Source organism: Saccharopolyspora sp. NPDC000995 (genome assembly GCF_053599315.1).
This window is the reverse complement of the sequence record NZ_JBSFLZ010000001.1, coordinates 248,026-271,736: the sequence shown is the minus strand read 5'-3', so window position 1 is coordinate 271,736 and position 23,711 is coordinate 248,026. Positions and strand designations below refer to the sequence as shown.

Genomic DNA, 23,711 nt, shown 5'->3' with positions numbered 1-23,711 from the left:
TACATCCGGCTGGAGGGCCGCGCGTTCGGCGACGTGCCGCTGAACCTGGAGTACAAGCTGGAGGTGTGGGACTCGCCGAACTCGGCGGGGATCATCATCGACGCCATCCGGGCCGCCAAGATTGCCAAGGACCGGGGCATCGGCGGACCGATCCTGTCGGCGTCGTCGTACTTCATGAAGTCGCCGCCGGAGCAGTATTCCGACGCCGCCGCCTACCAAGCGGTCGAAGACTTCATCGCCGGCAAGCTGGAGCGCTGATCGGCTGTTCGGGGTTGCCGCACGATCGGCAACCCCGAACCGCACGAGCGGCAATTCGCAAAACTCGCACGGTGCGCGCACCGCGACAGGTGACGAGGTGTTCGCCGGAGTTGTCGCAAGCGGTGAAGCCGCTTTGCCCACCCTTCGCAAGTGGCACCGCCGCGGGTTCTCAGAGGCCTTCTCGCCAGGACAGCCCCGACGCGACGTTGGTTACGTGTGTCGGGGATCCCGGAGTCGAGCAGGCCTCTGAGATTGCGCCACCCGCACCGCCAAGCAAAACGAGCCCGGAATCCGGGCGAAGAAAGGGCACCCGCTTCGGCGCAGGTGCCCGCTTTTCCTGTACGAGGTGTGCTCCCGCCCCACGCGCTGCCTCCTTCTTCAGTGTTGGAGCTGCTGCTCGGCCCGCGCCAGGACCGAATGCACCGTGGCCTGGCCGTCGGTGGTCACCCACGACACCCGCAACCCGGGGCGAACGCGCTTGCGGCCAATGCGCACCGGCCAGCCCGCAACTTCCCGCGCCTGCTCGGCGATCTCCTCGCCGGTGCCGTTCGGGTGCTCCGCGACCACCGCGAACTCGTCGCCGCCGTAGCGGGCGACGGTGTGCTCGTCGCTGAGCCCCTCCCGGAGCCGGCCGGACAGCGTGGTCAGCAGGTCGTCGCCGCGATCGAAGCCGTGCTCGGCGTTGAATGCCGCCAGCCGCTGCACGTCGATCAGCACCAGCGTGGACAGCGTGCCGCGACTGCGGGCGCGGACCAGCGACTGCTCGAGCCGGTCCAGCAGGAGCACGCGGCCCGGCAGCCCGGTCAGCGGGTCGAGCAGGCCCCGGCTGTGCGAGACGTCGGTGTGCACCGGCTGCAGCAGCATCAGCACCCGGCTGCGACCCTGCACCCGCACAGCGTGGTAATCCGCCCAGATGCGGCTGCGCGGTTGGCCGCTGCGGGCGATCACCATCGGGATGGACAGCGGCGAGCCGGCCCGCAGCACCTGACCGGCCAGCTCTGCCCAGTCCGGCATCGGTGCTCCGGTGTCGTCGCGCACCTGCCAGCCGACGGGCCGGGTGCCGGTGAGCAGATCGGACTTCGCCAGCTGCATCAGTTCGGCAGCGACGTCGTTGGTGGCCAGCACCTGGCCGCGTTCGTCGGTCAGGAGCACGCCGACCGTGAGCCCACTGATGAGTTCGTCCCAGACTGGCGCCCACTGACCGGGTGCAGCCACTTCGAGGACACTCATTCGGCCCCCTCCTCCCCACCGAACGGAGCAGTCCGTCTGAGCCTCCCCTTCGGGCAGGGCGAAATTCAAGGTCTCGGCGACTACCCGTATTGGTGGTATTCACGCTCCGCACATAACGGTGAGTCAGTTGTTCGCGGTGCGTTCCCCCCAGATCACCTCGGGGCCGGGGCTTGATGAATCGGGCAGGTGAAACATCGCCCGGTGGCCCGGGACTCAAAATCGCCCTGCGGCACCCACTTCACCCGATCGAATATCTACGCTGGTCGAGGTGCCGCAGGCGAGAGGATGGTGCATGCCCGTGCATGGGACCGCGGGTCGAATGCCGCTGCAGGAGCGGTTGCGCGACCACCGATCACTGCTGGTCGTGATCGCAGTCGCGGAGCTGATCGCGGTGATGGTGGTCTCCACCGTCAACACGCACGACCACATCGACGGTGAGGTCTACCGGCTCGGCGCGCAAGCGCTGCTCCGCGGACGCGATCTCTACAACAACCTCCCGGCCACCGAGTCCGGGCTGCTGCTGCCGTTCATCTACCCGCCGTTCGCGGCGATCGTGTTCGCGCCGCTGGCGCTGATCCCGAAGGCCGCCTCTACCGCGGTGATCATGCTGGTCAGCCACGCCGCGCTCATCGTCACGCTGTACGTCGTGCTCAGCGCCTCGACTTTCCTGCGCGCGCACCGGGAGAAGGTGCTGCTGGTGACGGCCGCGGTGCTGCCGCTGGCGACGATCAGCGAACCGGTTCTGGAGACGATCACCTACGCCCAGGTAAACATCGTGCTGATGGCGCTGGTCGCGGTGGACCTCCTGTGGCGGACGGACGGCGCGAAGAAGCTGCCGTACCCGCGCGGCCTGCTGATCGGCCTGGCCGCGGGCATCAAGCTCACGCCGCTGGTGTTCCTGCTGCTGCCGCTGCTGCGCCGGGACGTCCGCACGATCGTGGCCTCGCTGCTGACCTTCCTGGGCACCGTGCTGCTGGGGTTCGCGCTGACCTTCGACAACGCCCGCCGGTTCTGGCTGCACGAGATGCTGGCCAGCAGCAACGTGTCGTTCGGCCCGAAGTTCACCGGCGACGCGTCGACGTACGCGGGCAACCAGTCGCTGCGGTCGTTGCTGAGCAAGATGTCGACGCCGAGCCTGACCATAGTCTTCGCCCTGCTCGCGGCGATCGTGCTGGTGCTCGCGGTGCTGGGGATGGTGCACGCGATCCGGCAGCGGGACCTGCCGATGGCGGTGACGATCAACGGCATCCTAGGGCTGCTGGTGTCGCCGATCTCCTGGTCGCACCACTGGGTTTGGGCGATCCCGGGGTTGGTGCTGCTGATCGGCGCGGCGCAGGCCCAGCGCGACTGGGCGCTGGGCCTGGCGACCACGTTGACGGCCGGGTTTTTCATGATGGGCCCGCACTGGAAGATGCCCCAGGGCCACGGTCTGGAGCTGCGCTGGAACTTCTTCGAGCAGCTGATCGGCAACTCCTACGTCTACTTCGGACTGGCGTTCCTGCTCTACAACGCGGTGCGCTGGTGGCGCTCCCGCCGAACGCCGATCAAGCCCGTCAACGACGACCCGGCCCCCGAAGCCCCGCTTACCGCCCCGGTCCCGTAACAACGGCCGTTTCCAGGCTCGTTGTGCGTGGCGGTGCTTCAAAGGCGAGAAGAACAGATCCGTGAGTGCTTCTCGGGTTTGTGCGGCACCTGAAAAGCGCTCACGCGTTTTGGGCTGGCGCCTTCGTTCGGGCCATGGGCGTGAAAAAACCGGGGCGAGCTTGGCGCTCGCCCCGGTTTTCGGTCTTGGGGTCAGATGCGGTTGAAGACCACCGTGTCCGCGTTCTCCAGGGTGCGCAGCGCGCCCTGCGGGTTCAAGCCCGGCGTCGGCAACGTCTCGCCCTGCACGGCCGTGATGTCCGGGACACCGCCGCCGAGCACCGGCAGCGCCACGCCACCGGTCCGCGGCGCGGGCATCTGCCCGAACGGGTTCTGGGTGACGGCCTGCTCCGGCGGCACCGCCGCGGCCAGCTCGTCCACCACCTTGACCGCGACGTTCGACTGAAGCGGCGCTTCGGTGAACCCGCGGTGCGCGGTGCGCGGCGCCGTGCCGTCCAGCGCGGAGGTGATCCGGCTGACCTGCGGCACCGAGGTCTGGCCGCCGCCGACCGCGTTGAGGTCGCCCACCACCGGCAGCGGCGCCGTCACGCCAGGGGACGCGCTGCGCTCCACGGTGCCCGGCGTCTTGGACACACTGAGCAGGGGGAGGCTGGCGAGGTCGGGAACCTCGGTGGCCTTCATCTGGTGCTCTCCCGGCACCTCCAGCGGCATCAGGTCCGCACGCGGCGTCGGCTCGGCGGCGACCGCGGACAGCGCGCCGGCCAAGATCTCGCCCGGCACGGTGTGCAGGTCGCTACGCAGCCCAGGCAGTTCCGCGGAGGTGAGGTCCACCTGCCCCGGGTTCACCAGGCCGCCCGGGCCATGCGCGAGCGCGTCCTCCCAGAGCTCGACGATGCCGCCCGCCGGAGAGGTGAAGCCGTCGAAGTAGACCAGGTCGTCGTGCGGGATCGCGAGGTCTGCAGGGACTTCCAGGAGCGCACCCGTTCGAAATGCGCCCTCGTCGACGGTGTTGGCACCTCCTTGGATCACCTCACCGATGGGACCGGCCCAGCTCAGCGAGCGGTGGAAGCCCTCGGCGGGGGTGACCGGGCGGACCCCGTCCAACGGCGACAAGCCCGGCACGGTGTCCAGCGGACGGGCGTCGGCCGGGTCGGCGACCCAGCCCGCCAGGTGCAGCGGGGTGCTCTGCGACGGGGCGTGCCAGTGCAGGTCGCGCAGCGCCGGCATCTCCCGGGTCAGCTCGTTCTCGACGGCCGGCAGCAGATCGCGCACCGGGTCCAGGGTGCCCGTCAGCGCGGTGACCGAGTGGCTGGTCCGCGATTCCACCAGCGGGGCGTTGTACCGCGTGCCGGAGTTCTTGGGGAACATCTCGCCCGCGAAGCACCGATCGGCAGGCACCTCATCGTCTCCGAACTCGTCGAGCACGGGGGGCAGCGCCGATTCCCCCAGCGGCGGGGCCGGACGCTCCGGGCAGGTACCGGCGGCGGACGCGACTCCCGTGCCGACGGCCAGCATTCCACCGGTGACCAGCGCTGCCTGCACGCCGCGCTTCGCCCAAGTCTGCATGGACTTTCTCCTTCACAAGGCTTCCCCGGTCGGGGGAGGAAAATTAACTGTGGGCGCCACACCGTCATCGGAACTTGATCATCGAGTGACGGTGGGCCTTCGGGAACTGCGATCGGGTGGCGCGCGGCGGATTTTCTTTCGCCGGCAACGAGATCGGTCGTCGGCACGCCGCGCGGGGGATCTAGTCGGGGGTGGTGCCCGGCTGCGGTTCGGACACGGTGATCAGCGTGCCGGCGATGGCGCGGGCCGGTGCCCCGGCCAGAGTGGGGGCGCGATCCGGCTCTGCCGGGTAGCAGCCGACTGGCGCGTTGTTGTGCTGTGGCCCGTCGCCGGTTCCGCCGCAGCTGGGCGCGCCGGGGGGCGCTGGCAGGGCGAAAGGCCTTGACCAGTCGTGGTTTCCGGAGGTCTCGTCGGGTTCCGGCGCCCGCCGTTGGACGACCGACTCGGGTTGCTCGACCGAGTGCCGGTGCTCGACCAGCTGCGTCGGCAGCGGGACGACGGGTGCGGCGGCTGGTGCCAGCGCGGGCGGCGAGTAGGCCGGCTGCTGGCCGGTTTCCCAGGGCAGCAGCGGGCCGGCGAGGCCGTTCAGTCCATTGTCGATGGACGTGGACACGGCGACGGCTTGGGTTCCGGTGGTCGACAGCGCGTCGTCGGCTACGTGCCCGGCCGCTGCCGCGGACTCCTGCAGCACGCCGGTCACCGGCCGCGCCGCGTCGAGCAGCCGTCCGGCCGGATCGGACCGGACCAGTGCGACCGGGTCCAGGCGGGCCAGCGAGAACTCCGCCGGGTCGGACCGACCGACGGCCGAACCGTCCACTGTCGACTCCGGCGGCTCGACCGGTCGCGACACCGATTGGTCAGCGGGCGCGGGCGACGGGAGGTCCGCGGCGTCCGCGTGGAGCCCGAAGCCGATGAGCCAAGCCGCGGAGGTTCCGGCGACCGTCGCGCCCGTCACGACCAGCGCACGGGTGAGCAGCCGCCACCGTCGGGCGGCTGCTGTCCTGCGGTCGCGGCGGGACATCTCGGTGCCAGAACCTCCTCGGCTTCGGGCGACTCCCCGTTGGAGCTCCTCCTCGCCGCCGCGCACTCTTTCAAAACATCCGTCACTTCCGTAAGCGGAAAGCGATACCTTCGCTACATCGTGTTACTGAAGATCGAGTCTTGTAGCGCCCAGTGGTCGTTGCGCCCATGGATTCCGCGGTCGGCGCTACGGTGACAGGGTGAACGACTTCAAGATCACCACGCGAGACGATGCCGCGGCGTCGATCCCCCGCGTGCTACGAGTCTCGGCGGCGCTGAGCTGGCGGCTGCTGGTGGTCCTCGGCGCCTTGTACGTGGTGGGGCTGGTCATCGGCCAGATCTACGTGGTCGTGATCCCGGTCGCCATCGCGCTGCTGCTGTCAGCGCTGCTGGCGCCGATCGTGTCCTGGCTGGCCAGGCACGGCATGCCGCGCGCGGTGGCCACCGCGATGGTCTTGATCGGCGGGCTCGCGGTCGTCGGCGGCGTCCTCACGTTCGTCATCAACGCGTTCATCGAGGGCTTCCCGGACCTGCAGCGCCAAGTCGTCGCGAGCCTCAACCAGCTCAAGAACTCGCTGGCGCAGGGCCCGCTGCACATCAACGAGGACCAGATCGGCCACTACCTGACGCAGGCCCAGGAGTGGTTGGCGGCCAACCAGGCGGCGTTGACCAGCGGCGCGCTGTCCACGGCGGGCACCTTCGGCAACTTCCTGACCGGGTTGGTGCTGGCGCTGTTCACGCTGATCTACTTCCTGCACGACGGCCGCGGCGTGTGGCTGTTCGTGACGAAGCTGGCGCCGAAGCACGTGCGGCACCGGGTCGACGTCGCCGGCTGCCGGGGCTTCGCCTCGCTGGTGGGATTCGTGCGGGCGACCGCGCTCGTCGCGGTGGTCGACGCGCTCGGCATCGGGACGGGGCTGATGATCCTCGGCGTGCCGCTGGCGATTCCGCTGGCAGCGCTGGTGTTCCTCGGCGGCTTCGTGCCGATCGTCGGCGCGGTGGCCTCCGGCGCGGTCGCGGTGCTGGTGGCGCTGGTGACCAAGGGATGGATCGTCGCGCTGATCGTGGTCGGCATCGTGCTCGCGGTCCAGCAGATCGAGGGCAACGTGCTGCAGCCGCTGATCCTGGGGCGGGCGGTGCAGATCCACGCGCTGGGCGTGGTGCTGGCGATCAGCATCGGGATGGTGGTCTCGGGCATCATCGGCGCGCTGCTCGCGGTGCCGTTGGTCGCGGTGCTGAACTCGGCGATCCGCTCGCTGGTCGAGGAGGAACCGGCCGAACCGCCGGAACCTGCCGGCCGCGCCGAAGCCGAACCCCCGTCGGAGGAAACTCCGGACGAGAAAACCCCGGCCGGCTCGACCCCCAACTCGGAGGTCTGACGGGCGGCGGGCGCCTTCGACCGGCTATCGGCGGTCCCACCCAAAACCGGATCGAAGGGTGGGGATTAGGCGAGGGTGACCGCGTTCCGGCCAGCTGACTTGGCCGCCAGGAGGGCCGCGTCGGCGGCCACCAGGAGATCCGTGAGGTCGTAGCCGAAGCGGGAAGTGGTGGCCACGCCGATGCTGACCGTGAGGTCGTTGAGCTCCCGGTGGTGGCCCCGGGTGTCGCGGGTCGGCACGGACAGCGCCGCGGTCGAGGCCCTGATCCGGTCCGCCACGTCGCACGCGACGTCGGTGTCCTTGCCCGGCAGCAGCACCACGAACTCCTCGCCGCCGAAGCGGCCGACCGCGTCTTCGCGCCGCACGCTGCTGCGCAGCATCATCGCGACGGCAGCCAGCACGGTGTCGCCCGCCAGGTGCCCGATCTCGTCGTTGACCCGCTTGAAGTGGTCGAGGTCCAGCAACAGCAGCGACACGGGTTGGGCGCGGGCCTGTGCTCGGTGGAGTTCGTTGCGCGCTAACAGCTCCCAGTGCGCCGCGTTGGCCAGGCCCGTCTTGGCGTCCCGCTGCGCCGACCGCCGCCACTGCGGCAGCTGGCTGGCGAGGTCAAGCAGCACCAGCGGCGGCCCGGCCAGCAGCGCACTGCCCGGCTCGATGCTCACCGCCACCGCCAGCAGCCCGCCCAGGCTCGCGGCGACGATGCCGAGCAGCACGTCGATCGGTTCGCCCAGCACGTCCGCCCGCGCCGCCCCGGGGTTGCGCAGCCGGATGCCCACCGCGACCAGAAGGGCCCGCACCAGCAGCAGCACGGCCCCTGCCAGCACGAACAGCACCGGGCTCCAATGGGGTTGCGACCAGCCGATGAGCAACCGCGCGGACAGCGTGGCGATCGTGGTCGCGGCCGTGGTGAACAGCCAGCGGTGCAGCTCCGGGCGGCCGTCGAGCACGCCGTGCAGGGTCGGCCCGAGCAGCAGTAGCACCAGCAGGTTCGGCGGCAGCGTGAGGATTCCGGCGGCCAGGTAGGCGATGTGCAGCGTCCAGGGGTTGCGCCGGATCTGCCGCCGCACGTTGATTGACACCGAGGTGATCACGATGACCGTCCCGGTGGTGGCCGCCAGCATCGCGAAGGTCAGCAGCTCGTTGGACAGCGGCGACCGGCTCGTCACGAAGACCAGCACCACCAGCGCCAGGGCGACGGCCTGCACTGCGAGCACGTAGGCGATGGCCGCCGGCCGCAGGCGCCACAGCAGCCATCCGCCCGCCAAGACGATCACCTCCAGCAACGAGCCTGTCATAGGGGCCCGTTAAGCCGCAGCACGCCACTCGGGCATTTCACGTCGATGCGGGGCTGATCACAAACACGCGGAGTGGTCGGTGCGGCGACCTCCGCAAATCCGGACGTACGGCAGGATGGTCCGCTGGAAGGGAGCGAATGTGGGCAGTCCGCAATCGCCGTCGCAACCGCAGGTGACCGACGGTCGCTCGCCGCTTTGGCGCGGGCACAACGTGTTCCGCGTCGTCACGTTCCTGTACGCCTGCTACGGGGTCATCGACCAGTACGGCGACTACCAGCGGCCGTGGTTGGCGTTGGTGGTCATCAGCCTGATGGCCGGGTGGACGGTGTTCACCATCTGGCGCTACCGGACCCGGCCGGGGCGCACCAATTGCATGGTCTTGCTCGACTGCATCGTGGTGACGGTGCTGTTCCTCAGCAGCGAATTCATCCTTACTGATGAGCAGATGCTCTCGGCCAAGCCGTCGGTGGCGACGGTGTGGCACTCGACGATGGTCACGGTCGCGGCCGCGCAGTGGGGCATGTTCGGGGGTCTGACCAGCGGGATCATCGCTACTGCCTGCAACTACTTGATCCGCGGCTACAGCGCTGCGGACACCTCGCTGGACACCCTGCTGCTGATCGGCAGCGGCCTGGTGCTCGGCCTGGCCTCGGACACCGCGCGCAAGTCCACCGAACGGCTGGCCCGCGCGCTGCGTGCGGAGGCCGCGACCGCCGAGCGGGAACGGTTGGCGCGCGACATCCACGACAGCGTCCTGCAGGTGCTCGCGCGGGTGCGGCGGCGCGGAGCGGAGCTCGGCGGCGAGGCGTCCGAGCTGGCGAAACTCGCGGGGGAGCAGGAGATCGCGCTGCGCGCGCTGGTCACCACCACACCGCAGGAAACCACTGAGGACGGTGAGACCGACCTCGCCGCACGGTTGCAGGTGCTGCGCACCGGCCGGGTCCACGTGTCGATCCCGGGCAATCCGGTGCGGCTGCCGGAGCCGCTGAGCACCGACCTGTTCGCGGTGGTGCGGGAGGCGCTGGCCAACGTCGAGAAGCACGCCGGCGAGGACGCCCAGGTGTGGGTCCTGTTGGAGGAGCTGCCGGACGCGATCGTGCTCAGCGTCCGCGACGACGGCCCGGGCATCCCCGAAGGCCGGTTGGAGCAGGCCGCCGCCGAGGGTCGGCTGGGCGTGGCGAAGTCGATCCGGGGCCGCGTGGAGAGCTTGGGTGGCACGATCACGCTCGAGACCGCGCTCGGCGAGGGAACCGAGTGGGAGGTCCGGGTTCCCCATCCGGGTGCGACCCAGGGCAAGCGGCGCAGAGGAGGACAACGATGAGCGAGCCGCTCGTCACCGTGATGGTCGTCGATGACCACCCGATGTGGCGCGACGGGGTCGCGCGCGACCTTGTGGAGCGCGGCTTCGAGGTGCGGGCCACCGCGAGCGACGGTGCGTCCGCGCTGCGCATCGCGCGGACCGTCACGCCCGATGTGGTGCTGATGGACCTGAACCTGGGCGACACCTCCGGGGTCAGCGCCACCCTGCAGATCACCCAGGAGATCCCCGGCACGCGGGTCCTGGTGCTCTCCGCCAGCGGCGAGCACAGCGACGTGCTGGAGGCGGTCAAGGCTGGTGCCTCCGGCTACCTGGTCAAGTCGGCGTCGGTCGAGGAGCTGGTGGACGCGGTGCGGCGCACCGCCGCCGGCGATGCGGTGTTCACCGCAGGGCTGGCCGGGCTGGTGCTCGGGGAGTACCGGCGGATGGCGATCACCCCTGATTCGGAGTCGCATGCGCCGCAGCTGACCGACCGGGAGACCGAGGTGCTGCGGCTGGTCGCCAAGGGGATGACCGCCCGGCAGATCGCCAAGAAGCTGGTGATCTCGCACCGCACGGTGGAGAACCACGTTCAGTCGACACTGCGCAAGCTACAGCTCCACAACCGGGTCGAGCTGGCCCGCTACGCCATCGAGCACGGCCTGGATCAAGAAGAGGCCGAACCCGAAGGAGCCTGAGAACCTGCTGTTCGAGGCCCGCGAGCCAGCCCGGCTCCCGGGCCTTTTTTCATTGGGTGAGCACCATCCGTGTGGGAATTTCGCAGTTCACCCGATCCACTGACGAAAACTCTTGTCGAGCCCGAGGTATTCGCTGCTCACACCGTACGCACGGAAAGTGACCGGTGGGCCTCGCGATGGCCGGCGCGGCAGCGCGTGACGGTCTTGTGACGGTCGGGTGACGGACCTCTGGCGTACTCGTCACCAGCGGCGAGAAGCCGCAGTCGAAATTCCGTCAATGCGAACAGGAGCATGATCATGGAGTTTTCGAACGAGTTCGCTGAGATGCTGCCCGAGCGCGAGGCGCTCGGCGGCTGGTTCGGCCCCGACATCAACGTTGCCAACGCGGCGAACACCGCTGTGGCGCTCTTCGGGTCGGTGGCCACCGCCGCCCAGGTCATCAACCAGACCTCGGTCTGAACGGCCGGTAGCTAACAACACTCCCGGCCGCCCACTGCCGCTGCGCGTGGTGGGCGGCCGGGTTCCACCAACAGGAGATGAGACATGGAAACACTTGAGCTTACGAGCCAGTCCGCGGAACTGCTTCCGCAGCGCGAAGCCCTGGGCGGCTGCGGCTGCAACTTGTTCCCGGACATCAACGTCGTCACCGCCGTCAACACCGCTGTGGCGCTCTTCGGTTCGCAGGCCACGGCTGCCCAGATCATCAGCCAGGTCTGAGGGGCCTGTCTGGCCGGGAGCGATGCGTTCGCTCCCGGCCAGGCTCCCATGTCCGCCACAGCGCTGAACCAGTGCAGGCCCACCCGCGCGTGAACGGGTTCGCAGGAGGAAGCCATGTCAGAAGTCACCCAGACCGACCGCGTGGAAGAGACCGACGAGCAGGCGGTTGCGCGGCTGGCCAACGGGGTGTCGTTGTGCGGGGAGTACGAGGGCGGCGGCTTCGATGAACCGCGTTACCTGATCTCCCGCGGCGACGGCCAGATGGTGCTGGTGTCACCGCTGCTTTATCAGATCGCGACCGCGATCGACGGCAGCCGGGGCCTGGCCGAGGTGGCGGCGCGAGCGTCGCAGGCGACCGGCAAGAAACTGTCGGCTGCCAATGCGGAGTTCCTCATCAACGAGAAACTGCATCCGCTTGGCATCGCCACCCTGTCCCAGGCGATCGCCGAGCCGCCGAAGGCGGATCCACTGCTGGCGTTGGCGATGCACGGCACGCTCGCACCGCCACGGGTGGTGCAGGTGGCGGCCGCGGTTTTCGCTCCGCTCTACACGCCCGTGGTCGTCGTGCTCGTGCTGTGCGGGTTGCTCGCATTCGACGGGTGGCTGATCGGCTCCGGCTACGTCGACCTGGCGTTCCAGCAGTCCTTGGGCGAACCGGCGCGGGTGCTCCTGCTGCTCGGGCTGATGGTCGCCAGCACGTTGTTCCACGAGCTCGGGCATGCCGCTGGATGTCATTACGGCGGGGCCAAGCCGGGCGCGATCGGCGTGGGCATCATGCTGGTCATCCCCTGCTTCTACACCAACGTCACCGACGCCTACCGCCTCGACCGGCGGGGCCGGCTGCGCACCGATCTGGGTGGCATCTACTTCAACGCGGTGTTCATCGTGGTGATGTACGGGATCTACGGCTGGACCCAGTTCGCGCCGCTGCTGGTCTTCATCGCGCTGAGCCACATCCAGATCCTGCAGCAGCTGCTGCCGCTGCTGCGCATGGACGGGTACTACATCCTCGGCGACCTGGTCGGGGTGCCGAACCTGTTCTCGCAGATCCGCCCGTTCCTGCTGCGCCTGGTCGGGCGCGGCGGCGGCCAGACCGACGCGCACACCGGGCTGCGACCGCGGGTGCGGATCATGGTCACCGCCTGGGTGCTGATCGTGGTGCCCACGCTGTTGTTCGCGCTCGGGATGCTGCTCTGGCGGCTCCCGGTCTACCTGTCCAGGGCGTTCACCAGGGGTCAGGACTACTGGAACATGCTGGTGACAGGTGTCGGGCAGGGGCAGCTCTGGGGCCCGCTGCTGGCGGTGATCTCGATGCTCATCCTGCTGCTGCCGTGGATCGGCGCGGGCGCGTTCGCCGTGCGCACCTACCGGCGGGCATCACGGGCCATCTCGCGCCGCCTCAAGCAACGGAGCAAAGGCGGGCGGCACCGCACTGTGCGCGCCTGACTTGCTCCTTCATGGGGCTCCCACTGGGGGTGTGGGAGCCCCACACTTATGCATCCAGAGTTGGAAAGTCACCGTCCGTAGTCCCGTAACAGCTGACTGGAGTGGTCCCGATAGGCACGAGTGTGGACCCTGGTTCCGGCGTCCACGCCGGTGCTCGGGAGCTTCTGGGGGACCATGAGCGCGCGTCGCTTCCCTCGCGAAGCACCCGTTTCCGGCCTGTCGAGGGGGGAACTATGACCGGTGGAACAGTGCGTCCGATAAAACGCCTGCGGGTGCGCACTCCTGCGCAGCCCGATCAACCGTTCCGGCTGCAGCTGCTCGGCGGCTGGGACTTGCACGCGGACGGTGAGGCCGTTGCGATGTCCAGCAGCGGTCAGCGCCTGCTCGCCTTCCTGGCGCTACGCGGACGCACGCAGCGTGACCGCTTGGCCGGCGTCCTGTGGCCGGAGAGCGATGAGCATAGCGCCCTGGCGAATCTCCGGACCACGTTGTGGCGGGTGCGCCAGCGGGTGCGGGGCGCGGTGATCAGCACCTCGCACGACCTGCAGCTCGCGCCGCTTGTGACGCTGGACGTCGATGGCCTGGTCGCGGCCGGGCGCTACCTGGCGCACCAGGACTCGACCGAGTCGCCCGCGGACTGCGCGGAGATCGGCCGCGACCTGGCGCGGCACGCGCCGCTGCTGCCGGGCTGGTACGACGACTGGGTGCTGACCGAGCGCGAGCGCCTGCAGCAGTTGCAGGTGCATGCGTTGGAGGTGGCCGCGGAGCGGCTGGTGCAGTCCCGGCACCTGGCGGCGGCGCTGGAGATCGCGCAGGCCGCGATCGAGGTGGAGCCGTTCCGGGAGACGGCGCACTGCGCGGTGGTGAAGGTGTTGCTGCAGCAGGCCAACCCGGCGCAGGCGGTCCGCCACTACCAGCGCTACGAGCGCCTACTGGATCGAGAGCTGGGCATTGACCCGTCGCCGAACCTGCGCGACCTAGTCCGCCCGGTCCTCGCCCGCTCCCGCGCCTGACGCCGCGGAGTGGGCCTTGCCGCGCAAAGGGCATCTTCGACCCGACAGAGGTGCCCTTTGCGCGGCGATTGCTGCTATCCAGGGCCTTTGGTCGCGACATCCCGTGCCAGCAGAACATGATTTCGGCTTTTCGGCCCGAAAATCATGTCCGGGCGGCTTCTCGCGCACCTTCCCGGTTCCTATTCTGAAAAGCACCTTCCCATTACTTCTTCGGTGATTTTCCACGACACGGTTCGTGGGCTTCGTCGAAATCAACTGTAGGGGCAGCCGTGATGCATCCCGTGTTGCGCAGCTCGCTCGGCGTCGCGCTGGCGTTACCGCTCCTGCTGGGGACCTCCGCTCTCACCGCGACCGAGGCGCTGGCCACGAGCCAGGCACCGACCGCTGTAGTCCAGATCGCCCCGCAGCAGAAGCACAACCTGCACTGTTGGGGACCTCCGCAGAATCGGGTGTGCCACGAGCACGTAAGCGGGCACCGCCACCATCAACCGACGTTCCACGGGCACGAACACCAGCAGCACCGCCACTCGCATTAGCAACTGGTGAACACCTGCGGAAACCGGCCGGCCGAAACACCTTTGCGGGGCTCGTCGCTCTGGTGTATTTGGCTGTCTTTGGAACGCAGCCGATCAACGGCGCCGGGATCTACCGACCGAGCAAACACCTCTCGCAAGCCGTCTCGACTCCGCGCGCACCAACGATCGCGAGCGGCGTCGCCGTGCTGCCCGAGCCAGCTACCATTCCAACTTTCCGTAGAATCCCGTTCTGCGCGACCATGAACGGATTGAGCGACGGATTGAGCGACGGGAGGGGCACCGCGCCCATACAACCGGGCGCCGGGTGCCCCTCACCTCAGTTGGATCCGGCGAGGGCGGAGCAGGCCGCTTCCCGGGCGCGGGCCGCACTCGGAGCCGCCAGCGCCGCTTGGGCGGCCTGCTCGAACGCCGCGAGCGAGTGCTCGGCGAGCGTCGCGCCGACCGCCGGGACCGCCGCGGCGGCCATCGACAGGCTGGTCACGCCGAGACCCGCGAGGACGCCGCCCAGCAGGGGGTCGGACGCCGCCTCGCCGCACACGCCGACCGGCTTGTCGAGCTCCCGGCCAGCGCGGCCGACCTCGGCGATCAGCCGCAGCAGCGCGGGCTGCCAGGGGTCGTTGAGCTCGGCGAGCGCGCCCATCATCCGGTCCGCGGCGAAGACGTACTGGGCGAGGTCGTTGGTGCCGATGCTGACGAAGTGGACGGCACCGAGGATTTCGGCCGCGCTCAACGCCGCGGCCGGGATCTCGATCATCACCCCGGCACGCGGCAGGCCTGCGGCCCGCACCCGAGCGGCGAACCAGGCGGCCTCGTCGACGGTCGCTACCATCGGTGCCATCACGGACACTTCGGCGCCGGAGTCGGCCGCCGCCGCGGCGATCGCCTCCAGCTGCCGGTCCAGCACGTCCGGCCGGTCGAAGGCCACCCGCAGGCCGCGCACGCCGAGCGCCGGGTTCGGCTCCACGCCCATGGCGAGGAACGCCAGCGGCTTGTCCGCGCCTGCGTCGAGCGTCCGGACGATGACGGGCTTGCCCGCGAACGGCGCGATGACCTCGTGGTATGCGGCCCGCTGCGTTTCGACGGTCGGCTCTTCTCCGGCCGCGAGGTAGCAGAACTCGGTGCGGAACAGGCCGACGCCCTGCGCCCCGGCCGCGACGGCGGCCCGCGCATCGGCGCCCGATCCGACGTTGGCGACGACCTTGACCGGCCTGCCGTCCGCGGTGGCGCCGACGCCGTTCCACTCGCTGGTCACGGCCCGTTCCGCGGCCTGGACGGATACCTCCTGGTCGGAGGTCTCCACCTCGCCGCGCTCGCCGTCCACCACCGCGCCGACCACGTCGGGCACCGCGAGCACGCCGCGGACCGCCACCACCGCCGGAATGCCCAGCGCCCGCGCCAGGATCGCGGTGTGGCTGGTCGGGCCGCCTTCTTCAGTGACCAACGCGAGCACCATGCTCGGGTCGAGATCGGCGGTGTCGGCGGGGGCCAGGTCGCGGGCCAGCAGGATGCTCTGCTGGTCGAGTTCGGGCACGCCGGGCGGGGTCACGCCGACGAGTTCGGCGATGATCCGGTCCCGGACGTCCTGCACGTCGCGGGCGCGTTCGGCCATGTAGCCGCCGGCGGCCCGCAGCGCCTCGGCGAAGCCGTTGGCCGCCTCGTACACCGCGCGCGGCGCGGGCAGCGAGCGGCCGGTGACGAGTTGTTCGGCCTGCGAGCTCAGCGCCGGGTCCATCGCCATCGCGGCGGTCGTCTCCAGCACGGCCTTGGCATCGCCCTCGACCCGGCCGGCTCGTTCGAACAGCCGCTGGGCGACGGCTTCAACGGCCGGTCGGATGCGGGCCGCCTCCGCGGCCGGTTCGGCGGGCGCGGGAGTGGCGGACGGTTCGGGCAGGGGATCGGCGACCCGGGCGACCGGCCCCGAGGCGCGGCCGGAGCTGACTCCGACACCAGTCAAACGCGACATGGTCTAGACCATACCCTTCTAATTCCGCCTTTTGGGGCGATAGTAGGCACGAGTACCCGTTCGGCCCGAACTTCGCGGCCAGCGTGAACACGCCTCGTGGCCACAGTGGTTCTTACGTCGTTCGAATGCCGTAGTGCCCCGACTACTCATGAGTAACACCTGAGTAGCCGTACGGATCCGACCGGAACCCCGAAACAGCAGGCTGTGGGCATGGCATTGAGCACTCAGATCACCGAAACGAACCCACGTCTCGACTGGTTCGCCGAGCCGCTGACCGCGATCGTGAACCTCTTCGCCAACCAGTTCTCGGCCGGCTCCGACACCGGGCGGGTGAACGCGGACCCCACACCCGGGACCGCCCCCGTCAGACTCCCACCGCCGACGAGTGAACTGCCCGCGAGGCCCATGCCCATCCCGGGCGAGCCCGTCGACACCAGCCAGGCCCGTCCAGCGCAGTCCCCGGCCACTTCGGCCGGGGCTGCCCCGTTTTCGGAGTGATTTCCGCGTTCATGCCGCCAAGACACCGCCACCGAGCACGCGAGCGGCCCGTTCACCCCGATGACAGGGGCGAACGGGTCGTTCACTTCACCGACCGGCGTCGCGGGGCGCAGCGGAAGATCTCGTTCGAGGGATCCACCGTTCGAGCTAATTTCGGGTGATATATGGATCTTTTCGGCGTAGTCGAGCGGCAGACTGAAGAGGTTGTTGCTCGCCGGTATCGCGCCACCGACGATCACAACCTGCTGAGGGCCGGCCGCAACGCCCCCCGTGCGGTCGGCCCTCGGTGAAAGCTCCAGCCGCGCTCAGTCGCGGGACTTGTGCCGCCCCAATGCCTTCAGCGCCCCGTCCAACGGACCGGGCTGCCGCTGCGGCAACAGGTGCGGCGCGTGATCGGCGACCGCGGTAAGCACGGTGCTCGCCGAGGGGTTGACCGCCTGCCAGCCACCCACGACCACGGTCGGCACCGTCTCGTTGCCATCGGCGATGGAGCGCACTACCGCCGCCGCGTCCGGGTCCTCCCAGATGTCGACCTCGTTGAAATCCAAGCCCTGGCGTTGCAATCCGGCGCGCAGCGAGGCGCAGAACGGGCAGCCGGGCCGGGTGTAGACGACGACTTCCTGCGCAGCGGCGGTCATCTTTCCTCCTGGGTCGTAGAGCCGTTCGGCGAACCTAACCCGCACAGCGCCCGCGAACAGCCACCACAGACGAAGAACACACCCCCGATCCCGGCCAGCCCGGAACAGATCAGTGCACCACGTTGCCCTGTGGACGACCTGACAGCGCACCTCCGAAGGCGGGAACGATCCGGCAGAGGATGGTAACGGGCATCGGCGACCGGTTACCGTTGGGTGAACGCCGTTTACTGTCTGTGGGCGACGTGGCGGGTTCGGCCTCGCCCGCCCGATTGGGCGGCCGGATGGGCCACAATCATGGGCGGCCAATCGGGGAGGCAGGGCCGTCCACGGGAGCACTGGAGTGGCACATGACCGAGGTGACTCGGCGCGAGCGGCTTCGCGCGGCCACCCATTTGGAGATCCGCCAGCATGCGCGGGCACTGCTCGTCGGGTACGGGCGCGACGCGGTGACGCTGCGGGCGATCGCCCGGGAGCTGGGCATCACCGCGCCCGCGTTGTACCGGTACTACGAGTCACGCGAAGCCCTGCTCCGCCAGCTTTGCGACGACATCTGCGCCGACCTCGCGACCGAGCTGCACGCAGCGCTGGAACCGGCGGGCGGCGAGTTCCCGGAAAGTATCTTCGCGGTTTGCCGCGGGTTCAGGCGCTGGGCGCTGGCGCACCCCGAGGAGTTCGCGCTGGTCTTCGCCACCCCGGAGGGTGAGGAGGGCAAACGGCAGCTGGACCAGTTCGCCGGGGTCTTCCTGGGTATCGTCGGGCCGTTCCTGGTCGAAGGTGTGATGAAGACCGAACCGGGGCTGCCGTTCGAGCTGCCGGACCTGTCGGAGCAGCAGGAAGCGCTGGCGGCGGCCTTGTCCACCGAGGGCACCGAGGTCCCGCCGGGAGCCCTGCGCCCGGACGCGGTGTACTTCCTGCTGCGCTGGTGGGTCCGTCTCTACGGCTACGTGGCGCTGGAGGTCTTCGGCCGCTTCCCGTTGGACCCGATGTACGCCGACCGCCTGTTCGACTCGATGCTCGACGAGCTGACGCACGAGCTCGGCCTCGCCTGAGACCGAGCGCTTCAGGGCTGGTGGAAAGCGGTGGGAGCCAGGGTGATGGTGACCTTGGGGTGGAATTCGTCGACCAGGTCCTCGATGGCGAGCCGGTGTCTGCCGACGTACGGCGGGGGTTCGGCGGCGAACTTGCGACGGCAACGTTCCGCCAGGTAGGCCTGGCATGCTTCCTCGGCCATTGTGTCGAAAACGTCCCGGCTGACAGCTTCGGATCGTCGACTGGGCGCACGTTGCACGGTGTCGCGTATCTGCCAGACGCTGACCACACCTGGTCCGGCGCCCGCATGCTGACCGTTTCCGCCACGCAGCGGGAAAACCGCGACGAACGCAACGGCCGCCGCGAGCGCTCCGATTACTGTTGGTGCGCCCATCGGAGAGTTCATGAATCCGACCAGCACGTCCATTTCCAACCTCCGTGGCTTGTCCTGTGTGGACTAATCAGTTCTGGGCGTCGCGGCGAGCTTTGGCTTCGGACCAGCAGGTTTCACAGGTGGGAGCCAACCAATCCACCTCGGTCGGCCGGCCGATGTTGATCGTCCGGCCGCACAAGGTGGAGCGCTCCTGGCCGGGAAAGGGCGGCTCGTCGGGCTCCACCCCATGCCGGGCCCCTTCGAAGGGACGCCAGTAAGCAACCGGCCGCTGCGGCTCCAACTCAGGAAAAAGCACCAAACACCTCCGGAAGTAAGGGGAAAGACGGCGGCGGACCGGTCGTGTCGGGGGAAGAGGAGCGAGCCAGACCGCCGCCGCCTACGCACAAATATAGTTTTGCGATATCTCTGGCGTAAATTCCCCGATCGGGTAGAGAGATCACACCCCGTACGCTGCTGCCAGGCCACGGACGCTGAGAGGACCGGATGCCACCAAAATCGCCAGCCGTCGCTGCATGGGAACTCGGCCTTCGACTACGAGATGCCCGCGAAGAAGTAGGACTGAACGGAGTCACGGCCGCCAAACGACTTGGCATCTCCCAGAACTTCTTGAGCGACGTCGAACACGGCAAGCGCCGCCTCACCGAGGAGAAGCTCTCGGAAGCCGCAGAACTCTTCAACGTTCAGCCCGAAGAACTGGGAGACCTCCGAGCCCTTCGTGACGAGACCGACCAACGCGGCTGGTGGACGCGATTCTCAGGGCTATTTCCGCCCGAACTGCTTCGGTATTTCGGTTACGAGTGGGGTGCCGAGTCCATCCTCACGCACGAAAGCTTGATGATTCCCGGCTTGCTTCAGACCGAGGCATACGCACATGCGGTCATCACGAGCGACAGCCCAAACACCAGGACCTCTGAGGCTGATCAGCGCGTCGAAGCCCGGATACTGCGTCAGCGTCGGCTCAACAGCGGCGATCCACTACGCACAACCGCAGTGTTGAGCGAAGGCGCACTTCGCCAGCAAGTTGGTGGAAGGGATGTCCTTGCAGAGCAACTGAAGCACCTGCTCTCGGTGATCGAGGAGTTTCCAGAGTCCCTGGACGTACTGGTCATCCCGTTCACGGCTGGGGCGCATGGTGCGCTGGGAGCGTCAACCTTTCACATCTTGAACTTTCCGAGCCCGCGGCTCCCCAGCCTCGTCTGGCAGGAAACGGTCACCTGGTTTGGTGTGATCGAGAGCCGAACCCGCAGCCGGGAGTTCGTGGCGACCTACAACGAATCGCTGAAGAAGACGGCAGGGAAGCACGGCTCTCGGGACCTCGTTCACAAGGCACTCAAAGAGCTAACATGAGTGCGTGCCGGAAATCGCCCCTGACCTGTGGTTCAAGTCAAGCTACACCTCCAACGCGGCTGCCTGCGTCGAGGTCGCGATGACGCCCGATTTGGTAGGCGTCCGAGACACCAAGGACCGGGACGGCGGAACGCTTCTGTTCGGCCCGCGTCAGTGGGCCACCTTCGTCGCATCGATTAAGAAGTAGGCAACCCGTCCAGCTCGGCCCGAACCTCGGCTGCTTCGTCGTGGCCCAGTTCCTCGAAGACTGCCAGCGCTTCCTGCAACGCCTGCCGGGCTCCTTCCAGGTCCCCGACGTGCTGCAATACCCTGCCCAGTGCACGCAAGCTTGCGCCTTCTCCTTGCCGGTGGCGGATTTTTCGCCGGACCTCCAGAGCCTTCCGGTGCGTGTCGATCGCCTCGGCGATCCGCCCGGAGTCGAAGTAAGCGTTGGCGAGGTTGTTCAGCACGAACCCTTCGCCGATTTCTTCACCGATCTCGCGGTCGAACCGCAGCGCCTTGTCGAAGTGCGGATACGCCTGCTCGAACCGGCTGAGCTTGGCATGGAGAAGCCCCAGCGCGTTGTGCGAAAGGCCCTGCGCGAAGGCATCGTTCACGCCCTCGGCGATTTCAAGAGCGCTCTCCAACGGCTGGACCGCTTCTTCATTTCGCTCGGCGTCCATCAACGCGTGCCCGAGCGCGATAAGAACTTCCCCTCGTCCCTGGAGATCTCCGATCGCATCGAAGTGCGGGAGGGACATCTCGGCGTACCGCGCCGCTGCATCGAAGTCCTTGCGGTCGTAGTAGGCGATTCCCAGTTCATGGAGCAAGTTCGCCTGCGCTGCTTCATCTCCAAGCTGCCGAGCTGCTTCGATACCGATGTTGTAAGCCTCGATCCAATCGTCGGTGTAGCCGCGCAAGTGGAACAGGTACATCAAGCTGCGCGGCAACTGCCACGAGTGCTTCCACCATTTCAAATCCGAAGCTTGCTTGATCGCAGCTCTGAGGTTGTGGCGTTCGGTCTCCCACCAGGTCATCGCGGCTTCGTCGCCGTCGAAGGTGTGGCCCTTGATGTCCGACTCCGGCAATTCGGCGGCGAAATGCCTGGCGTGGCCGGTCGTCTGGTGATCGGCCGCTGCGCTAGTGCGGAGGTAAAAGTCCATCAAGCGATGGATGGCTGCGTGGCGGGTATCGGCCGATTCGTCGGTCGCTGCGCATTCGGCCGCGTAGGACCTCAGCAGGTCGTGGAAGCGGTAGCGGGCTCGCTCCGGTTGTTCGATGAGGTTGGTTCGCAGCAGCTCCGCGAGTGGTCTGCGGAGGTCGCGCTTGGTCCGGTCGGCGAGGGCAGCCAAGGCGTCCAGGCCGATGTCCGGCCCGGTGGGTAGGCCCATCAGGCGGAAAAGCCTGGCCGCTTCGGGGGAAAGCGAGTGGTAAGACCAGGAGAACACCGCGCGGATGCCGGTTTCACCGCCCGCTTCCAGGGCATCCAGGCGTTCGCGTTCGTTGCTGAGTTCTTCGGCCAGCTCGTCCAGCGGGAAGTCCTCGAACTCCACCGCTCGGACCGCGACGATGCCCAGGGCGAGGGGGAGTCCGGCGCAATGCGACAAGATTTCCGCCACGGCGTCCGATTCGGCGGCCAGCCGTTCTCGCCCCAGGTAGTGGGCCAACAGGTCGCGGGACTCCAGCTCGGTCAACACGTTGAGGGCCACCCGGCTGGCGCCCTCTCGGACGACGAGGGAGTCGAGGCGGTTCCGGCTCGTCACCACGACCAGGCAGGTCCGCGTTCCCGGCAGCAGCGCTCGCACTTGGTCGGCAGTGCGAGCGTTGTCGAGGAGCACGAGCATTCGCTTTTCGTGCACGAGACTCCGGAACATCGCCGCTCGGGCGTCGTCGCTCGGCGGGATGCGATCCGGCGCAACGTCGAGGGCGGCGAGGAAACGGCCCAGGGCCTCGTTCGGCGTCATGGGTTCCGCGATCGGATCGAATCCGCGCAGGTTGACGTACAGTTCGCCGTCCGGGAACCTGTCCCGCATCCGGTGCGCCCAGTGCACCGCCAGCGTCGACTTGCCCACACCGGCGGTGCCGTCGATGGTCGACAGCAGGACCACGCCGTCGCCCCGCGCCCCGGCCAGCAGTGTCGTCAGCATGTCTTGCTCGACCGCCCGGTTCACGAAATGTCGTGTCGCACCAGGCAGTTGCCGCGGTACCAAAGCGCCGGTACCGCAGTGGAAGTGCACGTCGCCGTGTATTGAGCCTGCCTGCACCACAGGCCCCTGCACCGGCGCCGCCACCTCATTGTCGACGCCGTCCGCCTTCTCGCCCACGCTTCCCCCAAGCCGGTAGATCAACATCCAGCCTGGCACGAAAGCCCGAGCTGCCAACACCCCCAGACTCGTGACCGCCCACACTGCCGTCACGCGACGGCTCACCATCGGCGGAGCCGGTCATGGCTATGGCGGCCCAAAGTGCTCACGGGTGTCTTGCAGGTCTCCCGGGCCGCACGAATCACGATGATCAGCGGTGGCCGCTCTATATCATCAACCGCATGACTGCTGAGGTCGCTGGGGCCCCCGATCAGGGTCACCGCAAGCTGCGGCGCAATCAGCAGCGGTGAGTCAGCGGGCTGCCGGGTAGCAGAAACAGCGGCCCGTCTTTCCTGAGGTGAGGGGCACCCTTGAGTGGTTTGGCCACCCAAGGGTGCCCCTCACCTCGTTTGAGACGGGCTGCCGTTTCGCTGGCGTGGGATCAGAAGCCGGTGATGGCGGCGATGTTGCCCTTGTGCACGTTCTCGATCACGTTGCGGGCGTCGCGGTACTTGTAGGAGCCCGACTCGAACAGCAGGTAGGCGTCGCCCTTGTACTCCGTGATGCCCTCGGCCATGCTCGGCGCGCGGAAGCACTTGGTGGACGGCTTGTCGATGTCCGTCGCGCCCTTGTCCACCACGAAGATGTTGCTGCGCTTGTCGCGGCCGTAGGACGTGCTGAAGATGAACTTGTTCTTCGTGACCATCAGGCCCTGGGTCTTGGTGGGCACCTCGTAGCCGTGCTCCGTGGTCAGCGAGCCGTTCGCGTTGATCTTGTACGAGAACATCTTGCCGCGGCCGCCGTCGTTGAACTTGCCCGCGTACAGGGTGTCGCCGTAGCTGGAGATGAACGACGCCGCATACACCCGGCGCGCCTCGCCGTCCTGTGTGAGGTACGGGACGCCGCCCTTCTTCATCGCGGCACGGAGGTCGGACAGCTTGTACTTGCGGATCGTGTCCCACTTGCCGGAGTCGCGGCCCTGCACGAACGCCCAGCCCCGGCTGACGGTGATGCCGCCGACATGCGCCTCGGCGACAGCGACCGTGCCGACGTGCTTGCCGGTCTTCGGGTCGATGCCAACGATGTGCGCGTCCTGGCCCTTCTCCCCATACTCGGTCACGAGCAGCAGGTCTCGGTTGGGGCCGTCCCAGTTGTACCAGGGCGAAATGCCCTGCGGCGTCCGCTTGTCGAGGCCCGGGACCGCCGGCCCCTTGGCGAAGGCCTTGTCGTAGACGTGCGACGCGGACGGGCCGCTGTAGAACGGGCCGTCGCCGCTGGCGTCCGACTCGCACTTGATGCCCTGGTCTGTGACGCCTTCTTCAGGCGCAGCGACACCCGTCGCCGCGGTGCCGACCAAGAACGCACCGCTGAAAACGGTGATCGCAGCTTTCCGGAGCAGGCTATTCATCGTGCCTCTCAACATCTCGGCATCAGGTCGTACACCGGTGAGACGCATCTCGGCCGCATCGGTTCCATCCGAGATCCACTCAGCGTTCACCGTCT

General features: G+C 68.3%; 23 protein-coding genes and 1 pseudogene. 14 read left to right on the top strand and 10 right to left on the bottom strand.

All coding sequences use genetic code 11. The features are described 5' to 3' along the window. Positions 1-258 (top strand): annotated as a pseudogene (locus tag ACWDKQ_RS01335) (inositol-3-phosphate synthase); the annotation flags it as partial. Positions 259-636: 378 nt separating this feature from the next. On the opposite strand, the gene ACWDKQ_RS01330 reads toward ACWDKQ_RS01335, so the two are convergent. After that, positions 637-1,488 (bottom strand): diguanylate cyclase domain-containing protein, encoded by an 852-nt coding sequence (locus tag ACWDKQ_RS01330; RefSeq protein ID WP_450136765.1) that lies wholly within the window; start codon positions 1,486-1,488, stop codon positions 637-639. A 292-nt stretch (positions 1,489-1,780) separates the two neighbouring features. Here ACWDKQ_RS01330 and ACWDKQ_RS01325 point away from each other — a divergent pair, with 292 nt between their 5' ends. Next, positions 1,781-3,091, top strand: a complete 1,311-nt coding sequence (locus ACWDKQ_RS01325; RefSeq protein WP_450136764.1) for a glycosyltransferase 87 family protein — start codon at positions 1,781-1,783, stop codon at positions 3,089-3,091. A gap of 191 nt (positions 3,092-3,282) precedes the next feature. Here the strand turns inward: ACWDKQ_RS01325 and ACWDKQ_RS01320 are convergent, their stop codons facing one another. Together ACWDKQ_RS01320 and ACWDKQ_RS01315 are read right to left on the bottom strand one after the other, a co-directional pair. Then, positions 3,283-4,656, bottom strand: a complete 1,374-nt coding sequence (locus ACWDKQ_RS01320; protein ID WP_450136763.1) for a hypothetical protein — start codon at positions 4,654-4,656, stop codon at positions 3,283-3,285. 181 nt (positions 4,657-4,837) lie between these two features. Continuing rightward, positions 4,838-5,677 carry a hypothetical protein gene (locus ACWDKQ_RS01315; protein WP_450136762.1) on the bottom strand — a complete coding sequence of 280 codons (840 nt, stop codon included), beginning with the start codon at positions 5,675-5,677 and terminating at the stop codon, positions 4,838-4,840. A gap of 199 nt (positions 5,678-5,876) precedes the next feature. Between ACWDKQ_RS01315 and ACWDKQ_RS01310 the strand changes: the two genes are divergently transcribed. Continuing rightward, complete coding sequence (locus ACWDKQ_RS01310; RefSeq protein WP_450136761.1) at positions 5,877-7,055, top strand: AI-2E family transporter; 1,179 nt, start codon at positions 5,877-5,879, stop codon at positions 7,053-7,055. A gap of 65 nt (positions 7,056-7,120) precedes the next feature. Here the strand turns inward: ACWDKQ_RS01310 and ACWDKQ_RS01305 are convergent, their stop codons facing one another. After that, positions 7,121-8,350 carry a GGDEF domain-containing protein gene (locus ACWDKQ_RS01305; RefSeq protein WP_450136760.1) on the bottom strand — a complete coding sequence of 410 codons (1,230 nt, stop codon included), beginning with the start codon at positions 8,348-8,350 and terminating at the stop codon, positions 7,121-7,123. A 139-nt stretch (positions 8,351-8,489) separates the two neighbouring features. Here ACWDKQ_RS01305 and macS point away from each other — a divergent pair, with 139 nt between their 5' ends. The 7 genes from macS to ACWDKQ_RS01270 all read left to right on the top strand — a co-directional run bounded on the left by macS (position 8,490) and on the right by ACWDKQ_RS01270 (position 14,057). After that, positions 8,490-9,671, top strand: coding sequence for a MacS family sensor histidine kinase (gene macS, locus ACWDKQ_RS01300; RefSeq protein WP_450136759.1), 1,182 nt, complete (start codon positions 8,490-8,492; stop codon positions 9,669-9,671). Beyond that, a complete protein-coding gene (locus ACWDKQ_RS01295) occupies positions 9,668-10,345 on the top strand; it encodes a response regulator (RefSeq protein WP_450136758.1) in 678 nt (225 codons plus the stop codon). Before macS ends, ACWDKQ_RS01295 begins: the two co-directional genes overlap by 4 nt. A gap of 297 nt (positions 10,346-10,642) precedes the next feature. Next, complete coding sequence (locus ACWDKQ_RS01290) at positions 10,643-10,804, top strand: hypothetical protein (protein WP_450136757.1); 162 nt, start codon at positions 10,643-10,645, stop codon at positions 10,802-10,804. A gap of 84 nt (positions 10,805-10,888) precedes the next feature. Next, the gene (locus ACWDKQ_RS01285) at positions 10,889-11,062 is read left to right on the top strand and encodes a hypothetical protein (RefSeq protein ID WP_450136756.1); all 174 of its coding nucleotides are present in this window, start codon (positions 10,889-10,891) and stop codon (positions 11,060-11,062) included. Between the two features lie 114 nt (positions 11,063-11,176). After that, positions 11,177-12,508 (top strand): hypothetical protein, encoded by a 1,332-nt coding sequence (locus ACWDKQ_RS01280; protein ID WP_450136755.1) that lies wholly within the window; start codon positions 11,177-11,179, stop codon positions 12,506-12,508. A gap of 233 nt (positions 12,509-12,741) precedes the next feature. After that, on the top strand, positions 12,742-13,521 hold the full coding sequence (locus ACWDKQ_RS01275; protein WP_450136754.1) for an AfsR/SARP family transcriptional regulator: 780 nt from the start codon (positions 12,742-12,744) through the stop codon (positions 13,519-13,521). A 272-nt stretch (positions 13,522-13,793) separates the two neighbouring features. Further along, on the top strand, positions 13,794-14,057 hold the full coding sequence (locus tag ACWDKQ_RS01270; RefSeq protein WP_450136753.1) for a hypothetical protein: 264 nt from the start codon (positions 13,794-13,796) through the stop codon (positions 14,055-14,057). A 316-nt stretch (positions 14,058-14,373) separates the two neighbouring features. On the opposite strand, the gene ptsP is transcribed toward ACWDKQ_RS01270, so the two are convergent. Continuing rightward, complete coding sequence (gene ptsP, locus ACWDKQ_RS01265) at positions 14,374-16,020, bottom strand: phosphoenolpyruvate--protein phosphotransferase (protein ID WP_450136752.1); 1,647 nt, start codon at positions 16,018-16,020, stop codon at positions 14,374-14,376. A gap of 210 nt (positions 16,021-16,230) precedes the next feature. On the opposite strand from ptsP, the gene ACWDKQ_RS01260 reads away from it, so the two are divergent. Then, entirely contained in the window at positions 16,231-16,518 is a 288-nt protein-coding gene (locus ACWDKQ_RS01260; RefSeq protein ID WP_450136751.1) for a hypothetical protein, read from the top strand. A 305-nt stretch (positions 16,519-16,823) separates the two neighbouring features. Here ACWDKQ_RS01260 and ACWDKQ_RS01255 read toward each other — a convergent pair whose 3' ends face one another. Next, the gene (locus tag ACWDKQ_RS01255) at positions 16,824-17,156 is read right to left on the bottom strand and encodes a glutaredoxin family protein (protein ID WP_450136750.1); all 333 of its coding nucleotides are present in this window, start codon (positions 17,154-17,156) and stop codon (positions 16,824-16,826) included. Between the two features lie 347 nt (positions 17,157-17,503). On the opposite strand from ACWDKQ_RS01255, the gene ACWDKQ_RS01250 reads away from it, so the two are divergent. Further along, on the top strand, positions 17,504-18,205 hold the full coding sequence (locus ACWDKQ_RS01250; protein ID WP_450136749.1) for a TetR/AcrR family transcriptional regulator: 702 nt from the start codon (positions 17,504-17,506) through the stop codon (positions 18,203-18,205). An 11-nt stretch (positions 18,206-18,216) separates the two neighbouring features. Here ACWDKQ_RS01250 and ACWDKQ_RS01245 read toward each other — a convergent pair whose 3' ends face one another. Beyond that, positions 18,217-18,612 (bottom strand): hypothetical protein, encoded by a 396-nt coding sequence (locus ACWDKQ_RS01245; RefSeq protein WP_450136748.1) that lies wholly within the window; start codon positions 18,610-18,612, stop codon positions 18,217-18,219. 34 nt (positions 18,613-18,646) lie between these two features. Continuing rightward, positions 18,647-18,874 (bottom strand): zinc finger protein, encoded by a 228-nt coding sequence (locus tag ACWDKQ_RS01240; protein WP_450136747.1) that lies wholly within the window; start codon positions 18,872-18,874, stop codon positions 18,647-18,649. 188 nt (positions 18,875-19,062) lie between these two features. Here ACWDKQ_RS01240 and ACWDKQ_RS01235 point away from each other — a divergent pair, with 188 nt between their 5' ends. After that, positions 19,063-19,926, top strand: coding sequence for a helix-turn-helix domain-containing protein (locus ACWDKQ_RS01235; protein ID WP_450136746.1), 864 nt, complete (start codon positions 19,063-19,065; stop codon positions 19,924-19,926). Between the two features lie 4 nt (positions 19,927-19,930). Further along, positions 19,931-20,113: a DUF397 domain-containing protein gene (locus ACWDKQ_RS01230; protein ID WP_450136745.1), complete on the top strand. Its 183-nt coding sequence runs from the start codon at positions 19,931-19,933 to the stop codon at positions 20,111-20,113. On the opposite strand, the gene ACWDKQ_RS01225 is transcribed toward ACWDKQ_RS01230, so the two are convergent. Together ACWDKQ_RS01225 and ACWDKQ_RS01220 are read right to left on the bottom strand one after the other, a co-directional pair. Next, the gene (locus ACWDKQ_RS01225) at positions 20,103-22,322 is read right to left on the bottom strand and encodes an ATP-binding protein (RefSeq protein ID WP_450136744.1); all 2,220 of its coding nucleotides are present in this window, start codon (positions 22,320-22,322) and stop codon (positions 20,103-20,105) included. The two genes, ACWDKQ_RS01230 and ACWDKQ_RS01225, sit on opposite strands and share 11 nt — an antisense overlap. Positions 22,323-22,650: 328 nt before the next feature. Beyond that, on the bottom strand, positions 22,651-23,616 hold the full coding sequence (locus ACWDKQ_RS01220) for a hypothetical protein (protein WP_450136743.1): 966 nt from the start codon (positions 23,614-23,616) through the stop codon (positions 22,651-22,653). Positions 23,617-23,711 lie beyond the last annotated feature (95 nt).